This window comes from Senimuribacter intestinalis, assembly GCF_943192965.1.
Lineage (GTDB): Bacteria > Bacillota > Clostridia > Peptostreptococcales > Anaerovoracaceae > Senimuribacter > Senimuribacter intestinalis.
On sequence record NZ_CALPCF010000024.1, the window covers coordinates 1 to 16,767 of the forward strand.

The following is a 16,767-nucleotide window of genomic DNA, read 5'->3' on the forward strand; positions in this document are numbered from 1 at the left end:
GGGAGTTTTCTGTGGCAAGCCTGCCTGTGGGGTTCCCCCTGCAAGACAGCTTTCTTAATATATCACCCTTTTCCCCTCCCGTCAAGTACCTTTTTCCCTTTTTTCTATTGTTCTTTTTTTCTGAATCCTTCAGCGATTGTATTGTCAATCACAGTTTCACGGAAGATGACATATCTCGGTAAATTGCGCATTACATCAATGTCTTCATCCGGATTACCGTTGATGATAACCAGCTCCGCGTTCTTACCAACTTTAATAGTCCCCTTCTCTTCGATAAGACCAGCAATTTCTGCGCTGTATTTCGTTGCCTGCAACAAAATATCCATCGGCTTAAAATCATACCATTCTCTGCGCGCAATAAATTCCAGTCCGGCCATATTCTTAAAAGTAGCATAATCGATGTCAGATCCAAAGCCCATCTTGAGTCCAGCTGCATAGGCTTTGTTAATGCATTCTTTTTCCTGCTTCTCATATTTAATCGCCTTTTCCGCAATACTATCTGATAAACCCGCCTGCCCTTCTTCGGTCATGCAAGCAAGACCAATACTACCGGTCGGCACTAGAAAGCAGTCGTCTCGATTTTTTAACATCTCTATCGCCTCATCATCGATAAAGCTCCCGTGTTCGATGGTGTAAAGCCCCGCTCGTATAGCTGTCTTTATACCCTCAGCCCCGTGTGCGTGCCCCATCACGTAAGAACCTCTCATCTTTGCGATTTGAACCGCCGCACGAAGTTCCTCTTCTGTGGCAATGGAAATGCCAGGTATGCCGCTCTCGTCAAGATAGCAGCCTGTCACCATGTATTTGATAATGTCGTTGCCTGCTTCAAACTGTTTTCTTGCAGCTTTCATCACCTCCGCCGGTCCGTCAGCCACTTCATATAGAAGTGTGTATTCATCATTACTTGGATTGGTCGGCGTTAAAGCTCTGCCGGAAGATATAATATCCGGCACATTGTCGATAAGCCCTGCATCCCTGAGTTTCATCAGCTTCACCGTAACATTATATGCACATCCTGCGTCTCGCAAAGTCGTATATCCCTGTCTCAAATATTCTCTGGCAAAATTATAGGAATCGACAAAGGTATACGACTCTTCTTTGCTATCCATCTCCGCAATTTTTCCCAGTTCAAATAGATACACGTGACAGTGGAGATCGAAAAATCCCGGCAATACGGTGCAGCCCGCAGCGTCAATGATTTCTCCTTCAAAATCCTGCACGCTTCCCGCCTCACAAATGTCGGTAATTTTCTCATGATCAACGATGATATCCGCCATTCTTCCTGTAAAACCTTCGGTTAGTTCAGGAATCAATCTGCAGTTTTTTAATAAAAACATAAAATTCACCTCCCTACTTAAAGATTTACATTTATTTCATCCTTCAGTGCCAGACTATCCATTTTCACTTCGCAGTCATAGGCAAGGATATGCACACCCTTTTCCATTGCATATCGAAGGGCCTGCCCGAATTCCGGGTGCGTCCTGTCGTTGGGTTCAAAGCCGTTCACACCTGACATCTGTATGACAAATAGCACATAACCGCAATATCCTTGCTCTACTCCTTTGCAAAGCTCATAGATATGTTTTATCCCGCGTTCTGTCGGTGCATCAGGAAATCTGGCGATTCCTTTTTCCTCCAAAGTTACACCTTTTATTTCAAGCCAGCCTTTTTTTCCATTTTCTCCTTCTAAATAAAAGTCGAAGCGAGAATCTCCGAATGTTTTTTCTCGTTTTACAACTTGAAGATTTTTCATCTCCGGAAGCTTAAGAGTTCCCGACGTTAATGCCTCTTCGCAAACTTTATTAGGCGCCTGGGAATCCATGTTGATTAAAACATTTCCTTTTTCTACACCAATTAGAGAGTATCGCATTTTACGGCTCCCCATGCGTCCTGCAAAGTCTTCCAGGTAAACCGTCGCTCCAGGAACAAGGAGTTCTCTGCACCGTCCCGTATTTTTAACATGGGCACGCACAGTCTCTCCTCCAAGAGAAACTTCGGCAATAAACCGATTGGGTCTTGCAATAAAATTACCTTTACACATATTTTCGTATTTCATACATTGTATTTTAGCAAATTTTTCAGTATAATAAAAGGGTCAGTTTTCAAGAGGACGCTTTTGTCGACTCAGAAATCCTGCACACAAAATTATATTTATATAAAGGAGAGATTTTATGCAAGCACCTAATCCGATTGCTTTTTCGCTATTCGGACTTGATGTCAGATGGTACGGTCTACTCATAGGTCTTGGTTTTTTTCTGGCAATCCTAATCAGCTATAAGAGAGCGCCGAAACATGGAATAGAAAGTGAACACATCTTGGACTTTGCTATTTGGCTTATTCCTATGTCCATCATTGGCGCCAGGGTCTACTATGTGATTTTCAGCTGGGAGAACTATGCCGGTGATATCGGAAAAACTCTGGATATTCGAAGCGGCGGGCTTGCCATTCACGGTGGAATCATCGCTGGAATCATTACGGGATATTTTGTCGCACATCACTACAAAATTAACCTTCTTGAGCTGGCTGATTTAGTATTTCCTGCCGTTGCATTGGCCCAGTCCATCGGTAGATGGGGGAACTTTTTTAACTCGGAAGCCCACGGCGGTCCTACTGATTTACCTTGGGCAATTTCAGTAGACGGTCAATATGTGCACCCCACCTTCCTCTACGAATCCATCTGGTGCTTTGTGCTATTTGCATTTTTAATTTGGCTGGATAAGCGCAGAAGTTTTCCGGGACAAATTGCCTTTTTATACGGCATGCTTTATTCCCTGGAACGGGGATTTGTGGAACAACTAAGAACCGATAGCCTTATGATTGGCCCGTTAAAGCAAGCACAGGTCTTGAGTTTCTGTGTCTTCGTAATCTGTCTGACTGCATATGTCATACAAATGAAAAAAGAAAAAAGGAGTATATAAATTATGAAACTAGGAATCGTTGGTCTTCCCAATGTAGGCAAAAGTACACTGTTTAATGCGATTACCAAAGCCGGCGCAGAGGCTGCAAACTATCCGTTTTGCACCATCGAGCCCAATGTCGGCGTGGTAACCGTTCCTGATGAAAGAATCACCAAACTCCACGAGATTTACAATTCCAAAAAAACCGTTTACACGACTATAGAATTTTGCGATATCGCAGGTCTTGTAAAAGGTGCCTCCAAAGGAGAAGGTCTTGGAAACAAGTTCCTTGGACATATTCGTGAAGTGGCTGCCATCGTACACGTTGTCAGATGTTTTGAAAATGACAATATCGTCCACGTTGACGGAAAAATTGATCCGCTTTCCGATATCGAAACCATTAATACAGAACTAATTCTTTCCGATATGGAAGTGCTGGAAAGAAGAATCACCAGAACTACAAAAAATCTCAAAGGCGATAAGTCTCTGCAAAAAGAGCTGGATATTCTAAAAAAAGTCAATGATTTTCTAGCAGAGGGTAAGTCTGCAAGAGCCATGGATTTAACCGAAGAGGAAGCCGAATTTATCAAAACCTTGGACCTGCTTTCCTACAAACCAATTATCTATGTAGCTAATGTCTCCGAAGATGACGCTGCCGACAGCGCTGACAATACATATGTTGAATCAGTTCGTCAGTTTGCTGCAACCGAAGATGCACAAGTCGTTGTCATCTGCGCTGAAATTGAGCAGGAAATTTCTGAACTTGAGGAAGATGAGAAAGTCATGTTCCTAGAAGAGCTTGGAATCTGCGAATCCGGTCTTGATAAGCTGATTAAGGCCTCCTACAGTCTGCTGAATCTAATTTCTTTCCTAACTGCCGGCGAAGACGAATGCCGTGCATGGACTATTCGCAGAGGCACCAAAGCGCCGCAAGCTGCTGGAAAAATCCACACCGACTTTGAGCGCGGCTTTATCCGTGCAGAAACCATTGCCTACGACAAATTCATTGAATGCGGCGGCAACATGAATACAGCTAAGGAAAAAGGACTCCTTCGCTCTGAAGGCAAAGAGTATGTTGTCAAGGACGGCGATATCATTACCTTCCTGTTCAATGTATAAAGACAAGCAAACAATATATGTACGCAAAAGCCCTGCCTTTCCGGCAGGGCTTTAAGATTTTGTTATTCTATTATTTTGTGTGACTTAAAATAATATCTGTCAAATCAATCGGGTCAACGATTTTCCCGTCTTTGTAAACTCTCATGTTGCCGCTAGCAATTTCGTCAATGAGGATTACTTCGTCATTGTTGTAGCCAAATTCAAATTTGATGTCCCACAGTTCCAGACCCATAGTTGCTAGGTCATCAGCAACGATTTTGGTTATTTTCAAAGTCTGCTCTTTCATCTGTTCAAACATTTCTCGGTTCATTACTCCAAGGACTTCCAAACCTTCGCTTGTTACCAGAGGGTCACCCTTTGCGTCATCTTTGAAAGTAGTTTCAACATATCCGTTTTCGAAAACCGCGCCGTCTTCAATGTAATTGCCATATCTGCGAATAAAGCTACCAGTTGCTCTCAGTCTACAAATAACTTCAAGACCCTGTCCGAAAGGGGTTGCGCGCAGAACTTCCATCGTTGCATTTTCAACATCAGCACTTACATAGTGAGTCTTAATGCCTGCAGCATTAATCAGCTCAAAGTATCTGATAGAAGTCTTTAGATTAGCTCTGCCAATTCCTTCAATGGTCAGACCTACGCTGTTTTCGCCTGGGTCAAAAACACCGTCTTTTCCGGTGCAGTCATCCTTAAACTTCAAGAGCACATTTCCGTTGTCCAGTGCAAACACGTCTTTTGTTTTTCCCTGATAAATCTTTTCCATTTGTTTTCCTCCAATTGCGTTTCTATCATGTACCAATCACGGTAATATCCGTAAAAAATAACAAAAATATTATACAACCAACTGACTCTAATGACAAGAAAAAATTATTTCCTACAGTCTTCTGCTTGTAGAGTTACAATTGATGTGACACTTGCCTATAGAAAAAGACGATAGGATTTGTTAGAATGTTAATCACCACAAAAAACATATCTGAAAGGAACCCTATCGTCATGAACAGTATAACACAAACTCAACGATATTTGCCACATGAAATTTCTACCCGTTTTTACGCAGTGAATCTTTATCGCAGCGGTCAGTCCGTCGCCTTTGTCTGCAGGCGCTACCATATATCTAAATCTTCCCTTATGCGCTGGAACAAACGCTTTGATGGTACGAAAGAGTCCCTTATGGATCATTCTCACAGACCCAAAACGCCTCATCCTTCTTCTCATACCACTGAGGAACTCAAGTGGATTCGTGATTTGCACAAACGCAATCCCCACGCCTCCGTCTGCGAAATCTATGGAAAATTACGTACTTCCAAAGGGTATCGCAGGCATCCCGGCTCTCTTTACCGTGTATTTTCTCGGCTAGGGTATACCAAGCAAAAAGTGACTCCCACTAACAAGTATACTCCAAAGCCTTATGCGACTCCTCAGGCTGTTGGTGAAAAGTGGCAGATGGATGTGAAATATGTGCCCTCTGCCTGCTATACTGGCTCTATGCCTGACAAATTTTATCAATATACAATCATAGATGAAGCTTCCAGACAGCGCTTCCTCTACCCATATAAAGAACAGAGTTCTTATTCTACCGTTGATTTCATAAAGCGCGCTATCCAATTCTTTGGATATACACCAAAAATGATTCAAACGGATAATGGCGCTGAATTTACTTATCCAAAAGACTACAAAAAACTACATCCAATGGATAAACTCTGTGATGAACTTGGCATTACCCACAAGCTGATTCGTCCACGCACACCAAGACACAATGGCAAAGTAGAACGCAGCCATCGATTGGACCAGGAGCGATTTTACAATTACCTGTATTTCTACTCCTATGAAGATTTAAAAGTGCAGATGCTCCGCTATCTAAAACGTTACAACAACACCCCTAAACCAGTCCTTGGGTGGGCTACACCTTTGGAGAAAAGGGCATCTTTAGAATTGCATTCTCATGATACCATATCGTCAAATTAATGCTCTCTTTTTGGTGTCACATCATTGACAAAACAACAAAAATTATTTCCTACAGTCTTCTGCTTTTTTTTCAAAGTGTATTTTGACATTTTATCAAATAATATTTTTTGATAAAATATAGAATGACATAGTGCACGATTTCCGATAAAATCGTATTCTTTATTTTCTACACGACGCATATATCTTTATTTACTTTATGTCTCATGTTTTCTTTGCACGACAAAAAAGAGGGTTCTAATATCTTTATACTACTGCTGAAATATAAACTTCAAAAAATACTACAAGTGCTATGTGGATCCTTCCACACAACCAAGTATTTTCATCACCTCCTTGCTGGTTCCTTTTGGTATATGGCGACGGACTAAATGATTAGCATTTTCATTCCCATGAACTATGGATGGAAATAAAATAGTTTCCACCGTTTTCTCGCACGATGAAGTATCTTTTCAATCACTTCCTAATTCTGAAACTCACTCCCATTATCCGCTGTTACAGTTTTAAATATTTTGTAGAAAGAATTAGGGCTTCCGATATGATGAAATAGCTTACTTCTTGGCATCGTCTCCCCTCCTTACACCGCAGCTACGGTTACAATCAAATTTGCTATATGCTGCCTTTTAATTGCTGTGCTGACAACGCCAGTTTTACCAGTCAACTTAAATACCTTTTGCTTATCAGCCGAGATGTTGCCACCTGCAGTATATGGTCCTTTCGACAAGTCAAATTCGCCTATTGCAAACGAAAACTTCTTGCTGTCCTTTGCAAGTGCAGCAAAGTCTGTGGTGTTCGCCGTAAGCATCCACCCATTTACCACATCGTCCACCTGCACGCTGCTGACAGTAATTGTTTTTGATCCAAGATTATTTACGTTCAGGTCAGTGATGTCCAAATCTGTGGAACCCATGGAAGCAGTCATGTCGATAGATTCCGTCACAGTAAAATCAAGCATTTTACGTAGATAAACATGACCCTGCGTAACGCTACCATTGATACCATACTTACCCTCTATATCTTCCGCTTGGCTATATCCCATATCGTCTGGCACAAGATAGAGTGCACCCTTTTCCGGGTTTGTATTTCTGGCAAATCCAGTCCATTCTGTTTCATTGCAGGTCTGGATTCCGTTTATGACAACATCACCATAAATTTCCTCCACGTTGTCAAACATGGCACTGATATCACACCCCTCTGGTATGATGATGCTTTGAAATTTCACCGCGCCACTGCTCATAAACATTCCCTTTAAATTTGCTCCACTCGAAAACTTCCAGTTTTCAATTCCGATCAGTTCTATTGGGGTTGTTGCACCCATGCAAAGCCAACCAAACATGTTATGTGCGTCCTTTACGTTTGACATATCCCAATTTCCCAATCCTGCAATTTCTTCTACAGTAGTTTCTCCAAACATTTCAACTGTAGCAATTACATTAGACATATCCAGAAGCGATACATTAATTGAAGATGCATGCATTCCGAAAAACCAGCGCGAAGTGTTTACAGGCGAAATTTTGCTTCCAACTTCTACAGATGTTATATCATCGAGCCAGCTCCATGGTACGCCATTGCCGTTTATGTTGTAATCATTTTTTGCACCATCCCATGCTGGATATTCCTTTTTTATTGCGCCATGTGTAGCTTCATTAGCACCTTGGTCTTTTAAAAGTTCATTGATGATTAAGGTACCATCTGCGTAAAGAACTGTTCGACTGACAACTTGATTGTCGTTTAAATATATATGGCCCTGTGTCTGGTCGCCAGAAAGACCATACTTGTCAACAGTTTCCTGTGCCCAGGTCAATGTTGCTGTGTTAGTCGGTGCAAGATATAAGGCCCCTCCTGTTCTATTTGTACCCCATGCAAGGTTAATATCTCCTCCATATTCAGAAATAGGCATGCCATTAATTATTAGAGTGCCTTTTACATTATCCGCTGCATAAAACATACTATCGACAATACATCCACCCGGAACAGTTAAAATACCAATGTTATATTCAGAGATAGTTGGAGAAGTTCCGGACATTCCCATCATCTGAAACATACCGGACAGATTTGCATGATTATTGATTTTCCACTTATCAAAGCCTAAAAATGTGACTTTGCTTGCTGACATTCTAAAACAAGAAAACATATTATTCATATTTTCGATTTTGGATACATTCCACTTTGATACATCAAGAGCAAATTCGCATTTGTCTGCACTTGCGCAACTTTCAAACATACTTACTGCGGTTTTAACATTTTCAAGATTTAAGTTTTCTAAACCGGAAATCGTAACAGCTTCAGCTTCATATCCAAGCATATAGAACATTTTCTGTGTCGTTGTAACATTTCTTGTATCCCATCCATCCAAACCCGAAATCATAATAGATTCAGCACGATATCCGATTGAATCAAACATCTCTGACATATCTGTAACATTTGAAACATTCCAGTCTTCCATTCCTAAAATGGCTATGTTACCAGCGTTTTGTCCTACCCACTGGAATGTACCATGCATGTTTTTCACATTTGACATATCCCAAGTTTCAAGCCCGGAAATTGTTACGCTCAAAGTCTGACTTCCAAAGCTATAGAACATTCCGTCAGTAGAGGTTACGTTTGACATATCCAGATTTGAAAGTTCTGCTGAAGAAGCATTGGTGCAGTTAAAGAACCATTTTGAAGTATCTGTTGGCGAAATTTTACTGCCTATTTCAACACGTTTTATATTATATCTTGAATTAAACCATGGAACCCCGGTATCTCCAAAGGCATAGTCGTTTTCTGTCCCATCCCAAGCTGGAAATTCCTTGCTGGCCGCACCATGCTTTGCTTCGTTGTTCTCTTGATCTGAATCAAGTTCATTTAGAATGAGAGTACCATCTTCATATAAAACAGTCCTTGTTCCATCAACTACCACAACTTTCGCAACTGCCTTTTTCAGCTTCTCTATAGAAACTTGTTGAGAATTCTGAATCTCAGAATCCTCCAAACTAGAAGCATCTACACCTTCTATATCAGCTTCTCGCACTTCATCAATCGGAATTTGCTCAATAGAACTATCCGGTTCTTCTGCAAAAACCGGGACCGCCATAGTCAAAAGCATAGCCATTATTAGTAATATTGACAACCATCGCTTAGATCTCTTTTTCACATCTTCCTCCCTCATTTCTTTAAAAAAGAACGTCTCAATGGGGACGTCCTGCTCATTAGTCGTTCAGATAAAGGTCGATAATCGTGTTAGTCTGACCAATCAACTCATTATCCATGTCGTAATTGTAAATTTCAGCAATTGCTTGATTCTTCCCTTGTTTAAGGGTGGATGTATCTACAATATCCGCCTGTATTGCATCTCCGGATTTAACAAGTCCGGAATCATATACGTAGGAATCCCCTACTTTAATTCTACATTGTAGCTGCCTTCCTTCATTGAGATTTGCAAAAGCAAGATCCTGCATGGTATCCTCATAAATCTGCACCGCAGAATTGATGCGAATTCTCACCTGCCCGCCGCTTGTATCGCTTAGTTTTTCATCAGTATGCACGATAACAGCTGTTTTGCTGGTTTCAAGCCTGTTCGAGTTTAGGACATAAAACAGTCCTGCTCCCATGAAAGCAACTGCAATCAGTAAAATGATAATCAGTATTTTTTGCTTCTTGTTTTTTTCATTTTTAGTTTCCATTACGTCCTCCTATCTGTCTAAGTAATACTGAATTATATCAGACTTAAGGTAACCACGATACTAGCTGCCTGTTCATGGTTTACAGCTGTTGTTACAACGCCGGTTTTTCCTGTAAAGGTAATATTTTTTGATGCTCCAGCTGCAACACTACTTTCATCCTTTGCAAAGGTCGGACAGGTCTTGATAATATCCCAGGTGGAACTGCCCAATGTCGAAGTCAGCGACAACTTCTTCGCATTTGCATTTAATAACTTAAAGTTGGTAGTTGCGTCAACAAAAGACCATCCGGTTGCAGCAGTAGCAGTAACCTTGTCAATGTTAATAACTCCAGCTGTACCGTTATTGGTGATAGTTACTTTATCAACAATCAAATCAACAGAATTTGCAGAGCCAGTCATATCAATGGATTCTGTCACTGATACATCGATTGCCGTTGCCGGCACAGTCATATATGCTACCACATTGCTTTCATCAGCAAAGGCAGCGACAGAAGTGCTAACCATCATAAGCAGCACACATAGAATAGATAAAATCCTCTTTTTCATTTCATGTACCTCCTTGTGCTTTTACTTACGATTATTTCACTACAGAAACGGTTGTAACGAAGTTAGCAACCTTAGTCTTTTCCTGTGCAGTAGTTACTCTACCAGTCTTGCCTGATAAAGCTACTGTAACTTTTTCGGTTGGGTCAATATTTCCTGCACCAGTGTATGCGCTAGTGGACATATCGTGGTCTCCAGCGACCATAATGCTAATCTTTTTCGCATTAGCTCCCAATCTTGTAAAGTCAGTGGAATCTGCAACTACAGTCCATCCATTATCGCCAGTTACTTCAATGCTTGCTGTCAGCACACCAATTTTGCTATTGTTGATGACTTCCAGGTCATTTGCAACTAAATCAGCGGAATCTGCAGTACCAGTGAAGATGATTTCCTCAGTTACACTAAAATCGATTGCTGTAGCAGGTACATTGATGTAAGCCTGTGTTGTCTGCGGATTAGTTTCGACTGCAAAGCAGTTAACAGCGGTTCCGAGAGTTAACGTTAGTGCGCAAAGCGCAGTGATCATTTTCTTTTTCATTTTTGTTTTTCCTTTCGTTTTTTAAATTTTAATGGTTAAATATATTTTTTCGTGCCAGATTAAGCGACACGTAATGGACTTTCAGTATTGCCAAAAACGTTTTCCATTAGAAACAGATATGTCGTTGACGCCTTTTTCTCTAGTCTTTCTGGTTCTTTAATGAGGATGTTAATGCACTCAGCAAGCCATTCATCCGCATTACTCATATAGTACGAACCGAGCTGTAATCTCCCATTCTCTTTGATTAGCTATTCCAGTTTCTTAATGCTTTGTCCTGGCCATAAATGCCAACTTATACTCCAAATTATATGACGAAGTTTCTTTCACATAGATTGTTGCTTTTACTATGGTGGATGTGATATAGCCACCATTACCATTCGTTTAAAAAGCCCGTCTCACATATAGGATGGCAAGAGTGCGTATTCATATAAATTCTTGACTTCACCGATGGTGTAAACGCTTGTCTCGTTATTTCCTTCCTTTAAAAAACCAGCCACGCATCGAACACGTGGCTGGTTTTTACAAAAAAAGTATTTCGACAAGAGTTTATATCTCTTGTCGAAATACTTTCTACAATGAATCACTTCTGACATCAAAACGCGCTTCAACTCTTTGGGCAATCCTATCAAAGCGCCGCTCGATTTTCAAGCTTTCTCCAATGATAACAGCTGAAACATCTGTAACTACTACAATCATGTTTCTTATTTGGCCTTTTTGCTATTGGCTTTTGTCTGGAATTTCTCATTTTTTATGATAAATCTCTCGTGGGTGCCTTCTCCAATCAAACCCGCTTCATCATAAGCTGCCACTTTAAATACCAGTTTACGTCCATCAATTTCCACAAGTTCGCTTTCGCAGCGAACCACCATATTAAGTGGTGTTGCGGAAAGATGTGCTACGTTAAGCAGGGTTCCGACAGTGCCTTCGTCTTCTCCGAGGTATGGTGCCACACTCTCCCATGCAGTTTTTTCCATCAGTGCAATCATAGACGGTGTTGCAAAAACCTCCAACGTGCCGCTTCCCATAGTAAGTGCTGTATTTTCAGCAGTTACCTTTATTTCCAGCGAGCCTTTAATTCCCTTTTCCAGCATGTTTAATATCCTCCTATTATTTGGTACAAGTCCCTATTTATTTCTATTAGTATATCTTAATTGCTTGCTGACTGCAACAATATACCAAAGATTCTCATTTACATTTTTTCGCTTTTAAGGTATAATTGCTTAGCTAATGACATCTACAAGGAGGATTTATATGAACTTCTATACAAAGAACGGAAAAGGTTTACTACTGTGTATTGCACTCGCTATCCCATCTTGGTTTGCCGGCAAAGCATTCCCGATTATTGGCGGTGCAGTAATTGCTATTTTAGCCGGCATGGTCGTCACACTTTTCTTCAAAGAAAAAGGCAGCTTCGAACCCGGTATTAAGTTCACCTCTAAAAAAATTCTGCAGTGGGCAGTAATTCTTTTAGGCTTCGGGCTGAATCTTAACGTAATTGTTGAAACTGGCAAGCAGTCTTTGCCAATTATCGTATGCACCATTGCAACCTCGTTAATTATCTCCTATACTTTGCACAAGATCATGAAAACGCCAGCTAATATTTCTACTTTAGTCGGCGTTGGCTCTTCAATCTGCGGCGGATCTGCCATTGCAGCAACCGCTCCAGTTATTGAAGCAGATGACGAAGAGGTTGCTCAGGCTATTTCCATCATATTCTTTTTTAATGTCCTTGCTGCAATTATTTTCCCTACTTTCGGAAATGCTATTGGCTTTGATACTACTTCAGGAGAAGCTTTTGGCATTTTTGCAGGAACTGCAGTCAATGACACCTCCTCAGTTACAGCCTGTGCTGCAACCTGGGACAGCATGTGGAGCCTCGGTTCTGCTACTCTCGACAAAGCTGTCACCGTAAAACTGACGCGTACTCTTGCAATCATCCCAATCACTTTAGTACTTGCCTTTATGCGCACGAAAAGGGGACAATCTGCCGATGGAAAAAGTGTTAGCATCAAGAGCATCTTCCCGTTCTTTATCCTTTATTTTATCGGCGCGTCCATCATTACTACGCTTGCAATATCCGCGGGTATCTCCGCAGAGTTCTTTGCTCCAATCAAAGAACTTTCTAAGTTCTTTATTGTCCTTGCCATGGCAGCAATCGGGCTGAATACTGATATCGTAAAGCTCATCAAAACCGGTGGTAAACCACTGATTATGGGACTTTGCTGCTGGGTTAGTATTACCGGAGTCAGCTTGATTTTACAGCATATGATGGGTATTTGGTAAATATATAAAAAGTAAAAGCACGCCTACATGCAGCCAATCTGCAAAGACGTGCTTTTTTAATACTCATTCTTCCAGAATTGCCTCTGAATGCTCTCTATCTAAAATCATAATTTCACATACGCCTCCCAGTCTTGACTCTACTTCTCGTTTCAAGTCAGTCAACACTTCCATCAATTCTTCATACCGTTCTAAATCTATAAGTTCGCAGCACAGCATCGCATTCTTTGTTTTTTCTGTCAGCATGGTGCGCTCAGCCTCTCTCCAGGTCCAGCATCTGCAAACAGCACCGGCGTCGTCTTTGTAGATCAGTTCTTCTGTAAGCGGAGGTTCATTGTTTTCGCCACCGATGACATAAAACATTTCATCGCCATCAGCTTTCGTCAGCAGCAAATTTCCTTCCAAGCAGTCTATGTCCTCGCCGCCACAAGGCATCGCATGGCTCAGAGATACACTGTTATAAATATCCACAATCGGATTAATTGTTCCGAGATGATTTTCCTTGGAAATACGTTTCATCAAAGCTTCGATGGCACATCTTGCGCCCTTCTTGGTCTTAAACTTCATGTAAGCTTCTCTCCAGACTTTAATCACTCTGTTATCTGTGAAGTTAGGTTCTGTCAAAAACGTCAAAGCTTTCCGTTCTCCTTCTCGAATCAGCTCCTCATACTTTACCTCATCATTATGATATTCGTTGGTAATGCCCTTACAGATTACAATTCCAATTTTACAGTCCGGAAATAATCCCCAGAAATCATCTTTACAAATTAGCTTTTTCATCGTTGGTAAACCTTCCTTTCATTCTGTTGATTCAAGTATATTTTACCTGAACCGACCTGTCAAGACTCCCAGTTGCGAACTTACTGCACCATCCATTCCTCAAGCCAAGCTTCTGCAGTTTCCTGAAAACTTTTTATTGCACTGGCTGCTGGACCTGCCGCCCTAATCGCAAATCCGATTTTACGGCTTTCCGGTGGATTAAAAGACTTCGCCAAAATGGGAAAATTTAAGTGTCTAAGCAACAGCTCTGGAAAAATCGCAAATCCAAACCCGCTACTAATCATAGACAACATAGTAAAGTCGTTATCTACTCGATATGCAACATCTGCTTTCTTGCCATAACGTTCAAAGATGTCATCTACTTCTCGCTCCGAACTTACCAAAGACTGAATATATGGATACTGATCCAGCTTGCTGGCAGGAAAGCAAGGCTCATCTGCTAAAGGATGATTCTCTCCGACGACTGCAACCACCGGGTCTTCATAAAATTCCGTCACTTTCATCTTTTTCTTTGCAGGAAGGACTACAAAGCCACAATCTACTTCACCTGAGCAAATCATTTCCTCCAGTCTATCATAATCGTCACAGCATTTCATCTCGACCTCTACTCCCGGATAGTGCTTCTGATACTCTTTTACCATGGCAGGCAGCCAATTAGTATGAACACTGCTGAAGCTCCCAATTCGCAGCAACCCAGAACTCAAATTCTTTATCTCATGGACCTTGTTCATCAGAAGGTTTTCACAATTGCATACACTGCGAATATATGGTAGCAGCAGTTTTCCTTCTGCGGTAAGCACTGTACCTCCATAATTGCGAACAAACAACTCTACACCAAGTTCTTCCTCCAAAGAATTAATCAGATAGCTGACACCGGTTTGTGTGTAGCCTAAACTCTCAGCTGCCTTTTTCAAACTGCCCATTTCTACTACAGCTAAAGCCGCTTCATATTTCGGATTCGGCATGTTCGTCCTCCTTTCTCCCCACAAGCAAAAGAGGGGGGTATAAGTTTTTCTTCAAATTCAGTGAACAATTTCTCGTTTTACATTTACCCTATTTTCGATTATACTATTCTCGAAGAACAAGTGCAAGAGAAAATCCAAGCTCTCTATGTGCTTTAATCGTCATAGCAAGTCAAACACTTCTGTCATGTTTTACTATGCCGACGATGTCTACCCATAAGCGAGATCAAAATAGGGAAGTTGGTCTCGTTTTTTCTTTTTAAATATTTTAATCCTCTCCTCGTATGTCTAGGCTTCAATATTATTTCTGCCTTTATTTTTTACAAATAGAATCAATATAAGCATAGCTGCGCGGGGCGGCAATTGACAGCCAGTCCGGCTTCATCATATAAATCGCAAAGAGTTCTGCTGCATACTCTGTCTGCGTCTGATAGTGTTCTCCCAAATTCAGTCTTCTTCTCTCTGAGAAACAAGAGAAAAATGATTTACCTGTACCATCTAACAGCTCTGGCTGCAGTCTCGTCATGACATGTCCCACCTCATGAAAAAAACTGCCTTCCAACAAATAAGGTCTCTCTGTTTCCTTCAAATAAATTCTTGGTCTTTTTTGTCGACTAGTTGTATACCCACTATAACCTGCTTCTTCAAAAGCATCATTTGGTAATTTCTGTGTTATGGTAATTTGTAACCTTCGCAGATTGCAATGTTTCCTCACTTTCTGCGGAAGCATTGCATATTGATACCTCACACGATTTCTAACATTTTTTTCTTTCTCCATAGGCTGCTTTATTTTCAAAGGAAATTCCACAGCTCGTACATCAATAATAGCTTTCTCTGCCTTAGAAATAAAACCTGTCTTTCCATTCACAAATACTTTATACCAGTTCTTCGTTTGCCCAATAGTACAAATGGCATTTTCTTGATATTCTCTGCCACTACTGTTTCTACAGGGGCTATCATAAACCATCACCCCATCATCAAAGATTAGTTCTTTAAAATATGTACTGCTTGTATAACTCAGTTCTGGCTTTATATTGGTTAAAAATTTCCCGTCAATATATGTTTTTTCTCCAAAAAAGCGGGTTTCATAATAGGTGCGTATCTTTCCATCTTTATCTTTGTGCCTGCTTCTCCCATATACTGCCACACCTTCACCTTCTCCATAAACACCCAGGATATTGCTATACTGGGTACCTTTGTAATAACTACTAAAGCCTGCTTTCTTGAAATACATCTTCTCTGCTGTTCCTGCATAGCTTATCTTGGCCTGCAGACAGAATAAAACACATATAGTAAGTACTATGATAACTACTCTGACACCTAAATTTTTCTGTAATGCACCTTTAATCATCCTGCTCTTTTCTCCTTTTGTAAATCGTTACGAAAACATCACCTGCCCCAAACAAAACCAAAAGGTAAATTCCCAAGGACTGTAAGTCTCCTGTTTCTGGAATTATTATTCTACCTAATTGCTTTGTTCTTTGTTCTGAGTTAATCATGCTTTCTTCTTTTTCAGATTCATTCTTTGGAATCTCTTCCGGCTGAATTTCCACCGTATCCTGTATATAAACACTTTTACTTTCCGGAAGATTAAGATATCCTCCGGTCTCTGTCTGCATATTTTTTTCTACTGCACAAACCGGGGCAGCCATCGTTAAAATAAACAACAGTATACTAAACAGGAAGCAATCCATTCTTAAGATTTTTATTCTCACTCTATCCTCCTACTCTGCCTCCACAGTTACAGCCAAACTTGCAACATGTTTCCTGCTAAGCGGCACACTGACCATACCAGTTTTCCCTTTAGTTTAAACTTTCTCTGCTGTCTCTTTACCCTCCCTTCTCTGCTTGTATAGTTTTTTCTAGCTAAGTTTATGTACTCTGCACGCTTCCTTCCGTCACAAAACTGCTTGAAGTAGCCCCCATCGTTAATACAAGTGCGCAAAGCGCAGTCATCATTTTCTTTTCCTTTCATTATTTAAAATTATATATAGCTTTCGTGTCTCCCGTTTCTTAGGCAACATG

The 16,767-nt window shown here is 40.9% G+C and carries 19 protein-coding genes; 4 read left to right on the forward strand and 15 right to left on the reverse strand.

Annotated elements, in window-relative coordinates:
- Positions 1 to 104: 104 nt before the first annotated feature.
- Both NFR88_RS14385 and sfsA read right to left on the reverse strand, forming a co-directional pair.
- On the reverse strand, positions 105 to 1,337 hold the full coding sequence (locus NFR88_RS14385) for a metal-dependent hydrolase family protein (RefSeq protein ID WP_160203276.1): 1,233 nt from the start codon (positions 1,335 to 1,337) through the stop codon (positions 105 to 107).
- A 17-nt stretch (positions 1,338 to 1,354) separates the two neighbouring features.
- Entirely contained in the window at positions 1,355 to 2,056 is a 702-nt protein-coding gene (sfsA, locus tag NFR88_RS14390; RefSeq protein ID WP_251617062.1) for a DNA/RNA nuclease SfsA, read from the reverse strand.
- 115 nt (positions 2,057 to 2,171) lie between these two features.
- Between sfsA and lgt the strand changes: the two genes are divergently transcribed.
- Together lgt and ychF are read left to right on the forward strand one after the other, a co-directional pair.
- Positions 2,172 to 2,918: a prolipoprotein diacylglyceryl transferase gene (gene lgt / locus NFR88_RS14395; RefSeq protein ID WP_160203274.1), complete on the forward strand. Its 747-nt coding sequence runs from the start codon at positions 2,172 to 2,174 to the stop codon at positions 2,916 to 2,918.
- Positions 2,919 to 2,921: 3 nt separating this feature from the next.
- Complete coding sequence (ychF, locus tag NFR88_RS14400) at positions 2,922 to 4,016, forward strand: redox-regulated ATPase YchF (RefSeq protein WP_160203273.1); 1,095 nt, start codon at positions 2,922 to 2,924, stop codon at positions 4,014 to 4,016.
- Positions 4,017 to 4,086: 70 nt separating this feature from the next.
- Here ychF and NFR88_RS14405 read toward each other — a convergent pair whose 3' ends face one another.
- Complete coding sequence (locus tag NFR88_RS14405; RefSeq protein WP_160203272.1) at positions 4,087 to 4,776, reverse strand: phosphoribosylaminoimidazolesuccinocarboxamide synthase; 690 nt, start codon at positions 4,774 to 4,776, stop codon at positions 4,087 to 4,089.
- Between the two features lie 230 nt (positions 4,777 to 5,006).
- On the opposite strand from NFR88_RS14405, the gene NFR88_RS14410 reads away from it, so the two are divergent.
- Positions 5,007 to 5,978 carry a DDE-type integrase/transposase/recombinase gene (locus NFR88_RS14410; protein ID WP_251617122.1) on the forward strand — a complete coding sequence of 324 codons (972 nt, stop codon included), beginning with the start codon at positions 5,007 to 5,009 and terminating at the stop codon, positions 5,976 to 5,978.
- On the opposite strand, the gene NFR88_RS14415 is transcribed toward NFR88_RS14410, so the two are convergent.
- The 7 genes from NFR88_RS14415 to NFR88_RS14440 all read right to left on the reverse strand — a co-directional run bounded on the left by NFR88_RS14415 (position 5,975) and on the right by NFR88_RS14440 (position 11,811).
- Positions 5,975 to 6,157: a hypothetical protein gene (locus tag NFR88_RS14415; protein WP_251617065.1), complete on the reverse strand. Its 183-nt coding sequence runs from the start codon at positions 6,155 to 6,157 to the stop codon at positions 5,975 to 5,977. The genes NFR88_RS14410 and NFR88_RS14415 overlap by 4 nt on opposite strands.
- A 392-nt stretch (positions 6,158 to 6,549) precedes the next feature.
- A complete protein-coding gene (locus NFR88_RS14420; protein ID WP_251617068.1) occupies positions 6,550 to 9,069 on the reverse strand; it encodes a BspA family leucine-rich repeat surface protein in 2,520 nt (839 codons plus the stop codon).
- Between the two features lie 97 nt (positions 9,070 to 9,166).
- Positions 9,167 to 9,640: a hypothetical protein gene (locus NFR88_RS14425; protein WP_160202790.1), complete on the reverse strand. Its 474-nt coding sequence runs from the start codon at positions 9,638 to 9,640 to the stop codon at positions 9,167 to 9,169.
- Between the two features lie 32 nt (positions 9,641 to 9,672).
- The gene (locus NFR88_RS14430) at positions 9,673 to 10,185 is read right to left on the reverse strand and encodes a hypothetical protein (RefSeq protein WP_160202789.1); all 513 of its coding nucleotides are present in this window, start codon (positions 10,183 to 10,185) and stop codon (positions 9,673 to 9,675) included.
- A 31-nt stretch (positions 10,186 to 10,216) separates the two neighbouring features.
- Positions 10,217 to 10,720: a hypothetical protein gene (locus tag NFR88_RS14435; protein ID WP_160202788.1), complete on the reverse strand. Its 504-nt coding sequence runs from the start codon at positions 10,718 to 10,720 to the stop codon at positions 10,217 to 10,219.
- A gap of 570 nt (positions 10,721 to 11,290) precedes the next feature.
- Complete coding sequence (locus NFR88_RS15130) at positions 11,291 to 11,416, reverse strand: hypothetical protein (RefSeq protein WP_285813906.1); 126 nt, start codon at positions 11,414 to 11,416, stop codon at positions 11,291 to 11,293.
- A 5-nt stretch (positions 11,417 to 11,421) separates the two neighbouring features.
- A complete protein-coding gene (locus NFR88_RS14440; RefSeq protein WP_160202787.1) occupies positions 11,422 to 11,811 on the reverse strand; it encodes a thioesterase family protein in 390 nt (129 codons plus the stop codon).
- Between the two features lie 160 nt (positions 11,812 to 11,971).
- On the opposite strand from NFR88_RS14440, the gene NFR88_RS14445 reads away from it, so the two are divergent.
- Positions 11,972 to 13,003 (forward strand): YeiH family protein, encoded by a 1,032-nt coding sequence (locus NFR88_RS14445; protein WP_160202786.1) that lies wholly within the window; start codon positions 11,972 to 11,974, stop codon positions 13,001 to 13,003.
- Between the two features lie 63 nt (positions 13,004 to 13,066).
- Here the strand turns inward: NFR88_RS14445 and NFR88_RS14450 are convergent, their stop codons facing one another.
- The 5 genes from NFR88_RS14450 to NFR88_RS14470 form a co-directional block, all read right to left on the reverse strand.
- On the reverse strand, positions 13,067 to 13,780 hold the full coding sequence (locus NFR88_RS14450; protein ID WP_160202785.1) for a B3/B4 domain-containing protein: 714 nt from the start codon (positions 13,778 to 13,780) through the stop codon (positions 13,067 to 13,069).
- Positions 13,781 to 13,860: 80 nt separating this feature from the next.
- The gene (locus NFR88_RS14455) at positions 13,861 to 14,745 is read right to left on the reverse strand and encodes a LysR family transcriptional regulator (RefSeq protein ID WP_251617070.1); all 885 of its coding nucleotides are present in this window, start codon (positions 14,743 to 14,745) and stop codon (positions 13,861 to 13,863) included.
- Positions 14,746 to 15,055: 310 nt separating this feature from the next.
- Positions 15,056 to 16,093, reverse strand: a complete 1,038-nt coding sequence (locus tag NFR88_RS14460) for a hypothetical protein (RefSeq protein WP_161909325.1) — start codon at positions 16,091 to 16,093, stop codon at positions 15,056 to 15,058.
- Positions 16,086 to 16,457 carry a hypothetical protein gene (locus NFR88_RS14465; RefSeq protein WP_161909324.1) on the reverse strand — a complete coding sequence of 124 codons (372 nt, stop codon included), beginning with the start codon at positions 16,455 to 16,457 and terminating at the stop codon, positions 16,086 to 16,088. Before NFR88_RS14465 ends, NFR88_RS14460 begins: the two co-directional genes overlap by 8 nt.
- 26 nt (positions 16,458 to 16,483) lie before the next feature.
- Complete coding sequence (locus NFR88_RS14470; RefSeq protein WP_251617072.1) at positions 16,484 to 16,717, reverse strand: hypothetical protein; 234 nt, start codon at positions 16,715 to 16,717, stop codon at positions 16,484 to 16,486.
- Positions 16,718 to 16,767 lie beyond the last annotated feature (50 nt).

What these genes read in the sequence shown, in the direction of transcription:
- NFR88_RS14420 (WP_251617068.1), bottom strand. Translation starts at nt 9,069, where the DNA reads ATGGCTATGCTTTTGACTATGGCGGTCCCGGTTTTTGCAGAAGAACCG.
- NFR88_RS14405 (WP_160203272.1), bottom strand. Translation starts at nt 4,776, where the DNA reads ATGGAAAAGATTTATCAGGGAAAAACAAAAGACGTGTTTGCACTGGAC.
- NFR88_RS14425 (WP_160202790.1), bottom strand. Translation starts at nt 9,640, where the DNA reads ATGGAAACTAAAAATGAAAAAAACAAGAAGCAAAAAATACTGATTATC.
- NFR88_RS14460 (WP_161909325.1), bottom strand. Translation starts at nt 16,093, where the DNA reads ATGATTAAAGGTGCATTACAGAAAAATTTAGGTGTCAGAGTAGTTATC.
- NFR88_RS14470 (WP_251617072.1), bottom strand. Translation starts at nt 16,717, where the DNA reads ATGAAAGGAAAAGAAAATGATGACTGCGCTTTGCGCACTTGTATTAAC.
- NFR88_RS14415 (WP_251617065.1), bottom strand. Translation starts at nt 6,157, where the DNA reads ATGCGTCGTGTAGAAAATAAAGAATACGATTTTATCGGAAATCGTGCA.
- lgt (WP_160203274.1), top strand. Translation starts at nt 2,172, where the DNA reads ATGCAAGCACCTAATCCGATTGCTTTTTCGCTATTCGGACTTGATGTC.
- ychF (WP_160203273.1), top strand. Translation starts at nt 2,922, where the DNA reads ATGAAACTAGGAATCGTTGGTCTTCCCAATGTAGGCAAAAGTACACTG.
- NFR88_RS14430 (WP_160202789.1), bottom strand. Translation starts at nt 10,185, where the DNA reads ATGAAAAAGAGGATTTTATCTATTCTATGTGTGCTGCTTATGATGGTT.
- NFR88_RS14410 (WP_251617122.1), top strand. Translation starts at nt 5,007, where the DNA reads ATGAACAGTATAACACAAACTCAACGATATTTGCCACATGAAATTTCT.
- NFR88_RS14435 (WP_160202788.1), bottom strand. Translation starts at nt 10,720, where the DNA reads ATGAAAAAGAAAATGATCACTGCGCTTTGCGCACTAACGTTAACTCTC.
- NFR88_RS14440 (WP_160202787.1), bottom strand. Translation starts at nt 11,811, where the DNA reads ATGCTGGAAAAGGGAATTAAAGGCTCGCTGGAAATAAAGGTAACTGCT.
- NFR88_RS14445 (WP_160202786.1), top strand. Translation starts at nt 11,972, where the DNA reads ATGAACTTCTATACAAAGAACGGAAAAGGTTTACTACTGTGTATTGCA.
- NFR88_RS14450 (WP_160202785.1), bottom strand. Translation starts at nt 13,780, where the DNA reads ATGAAAAAGCTAATTTGTAAAGATGATTTCTGGGGATTATTTCCGGAC.
- NFR88_RS14385 (WP_160203276.1), bottom strand. Translation starts at nt 1,337, where the DNA reads ATGTTTTTATTAAAAAACTGCAGATTGATTCCTGAACTAACCGAAGGT.
- NFR88_RS14455 (WP_251617070.1), bottom strand. Translation starts at nt 14,745, where the DNA reads ATGCCGAATCCGAAATATGAAGCGGCTTTAGCTGTAGTAGAAATGGGC.
- NFR88_RS15130 (WP_285813906.1), bottom strand. Translation starts at nt 11,416, where the DNA reads ATGATTGTAGTAGTTACAGATGTTTCAGCTGTTATCATTGGAGAAAGC.
- sfsA (WP_251617062.1), bottom strand. Translation starts at nt 2,056, where the DNA reads ATGAAATACGAAAATATGTGTAAAGGTAATTTTATTGCAAGACCCAAT.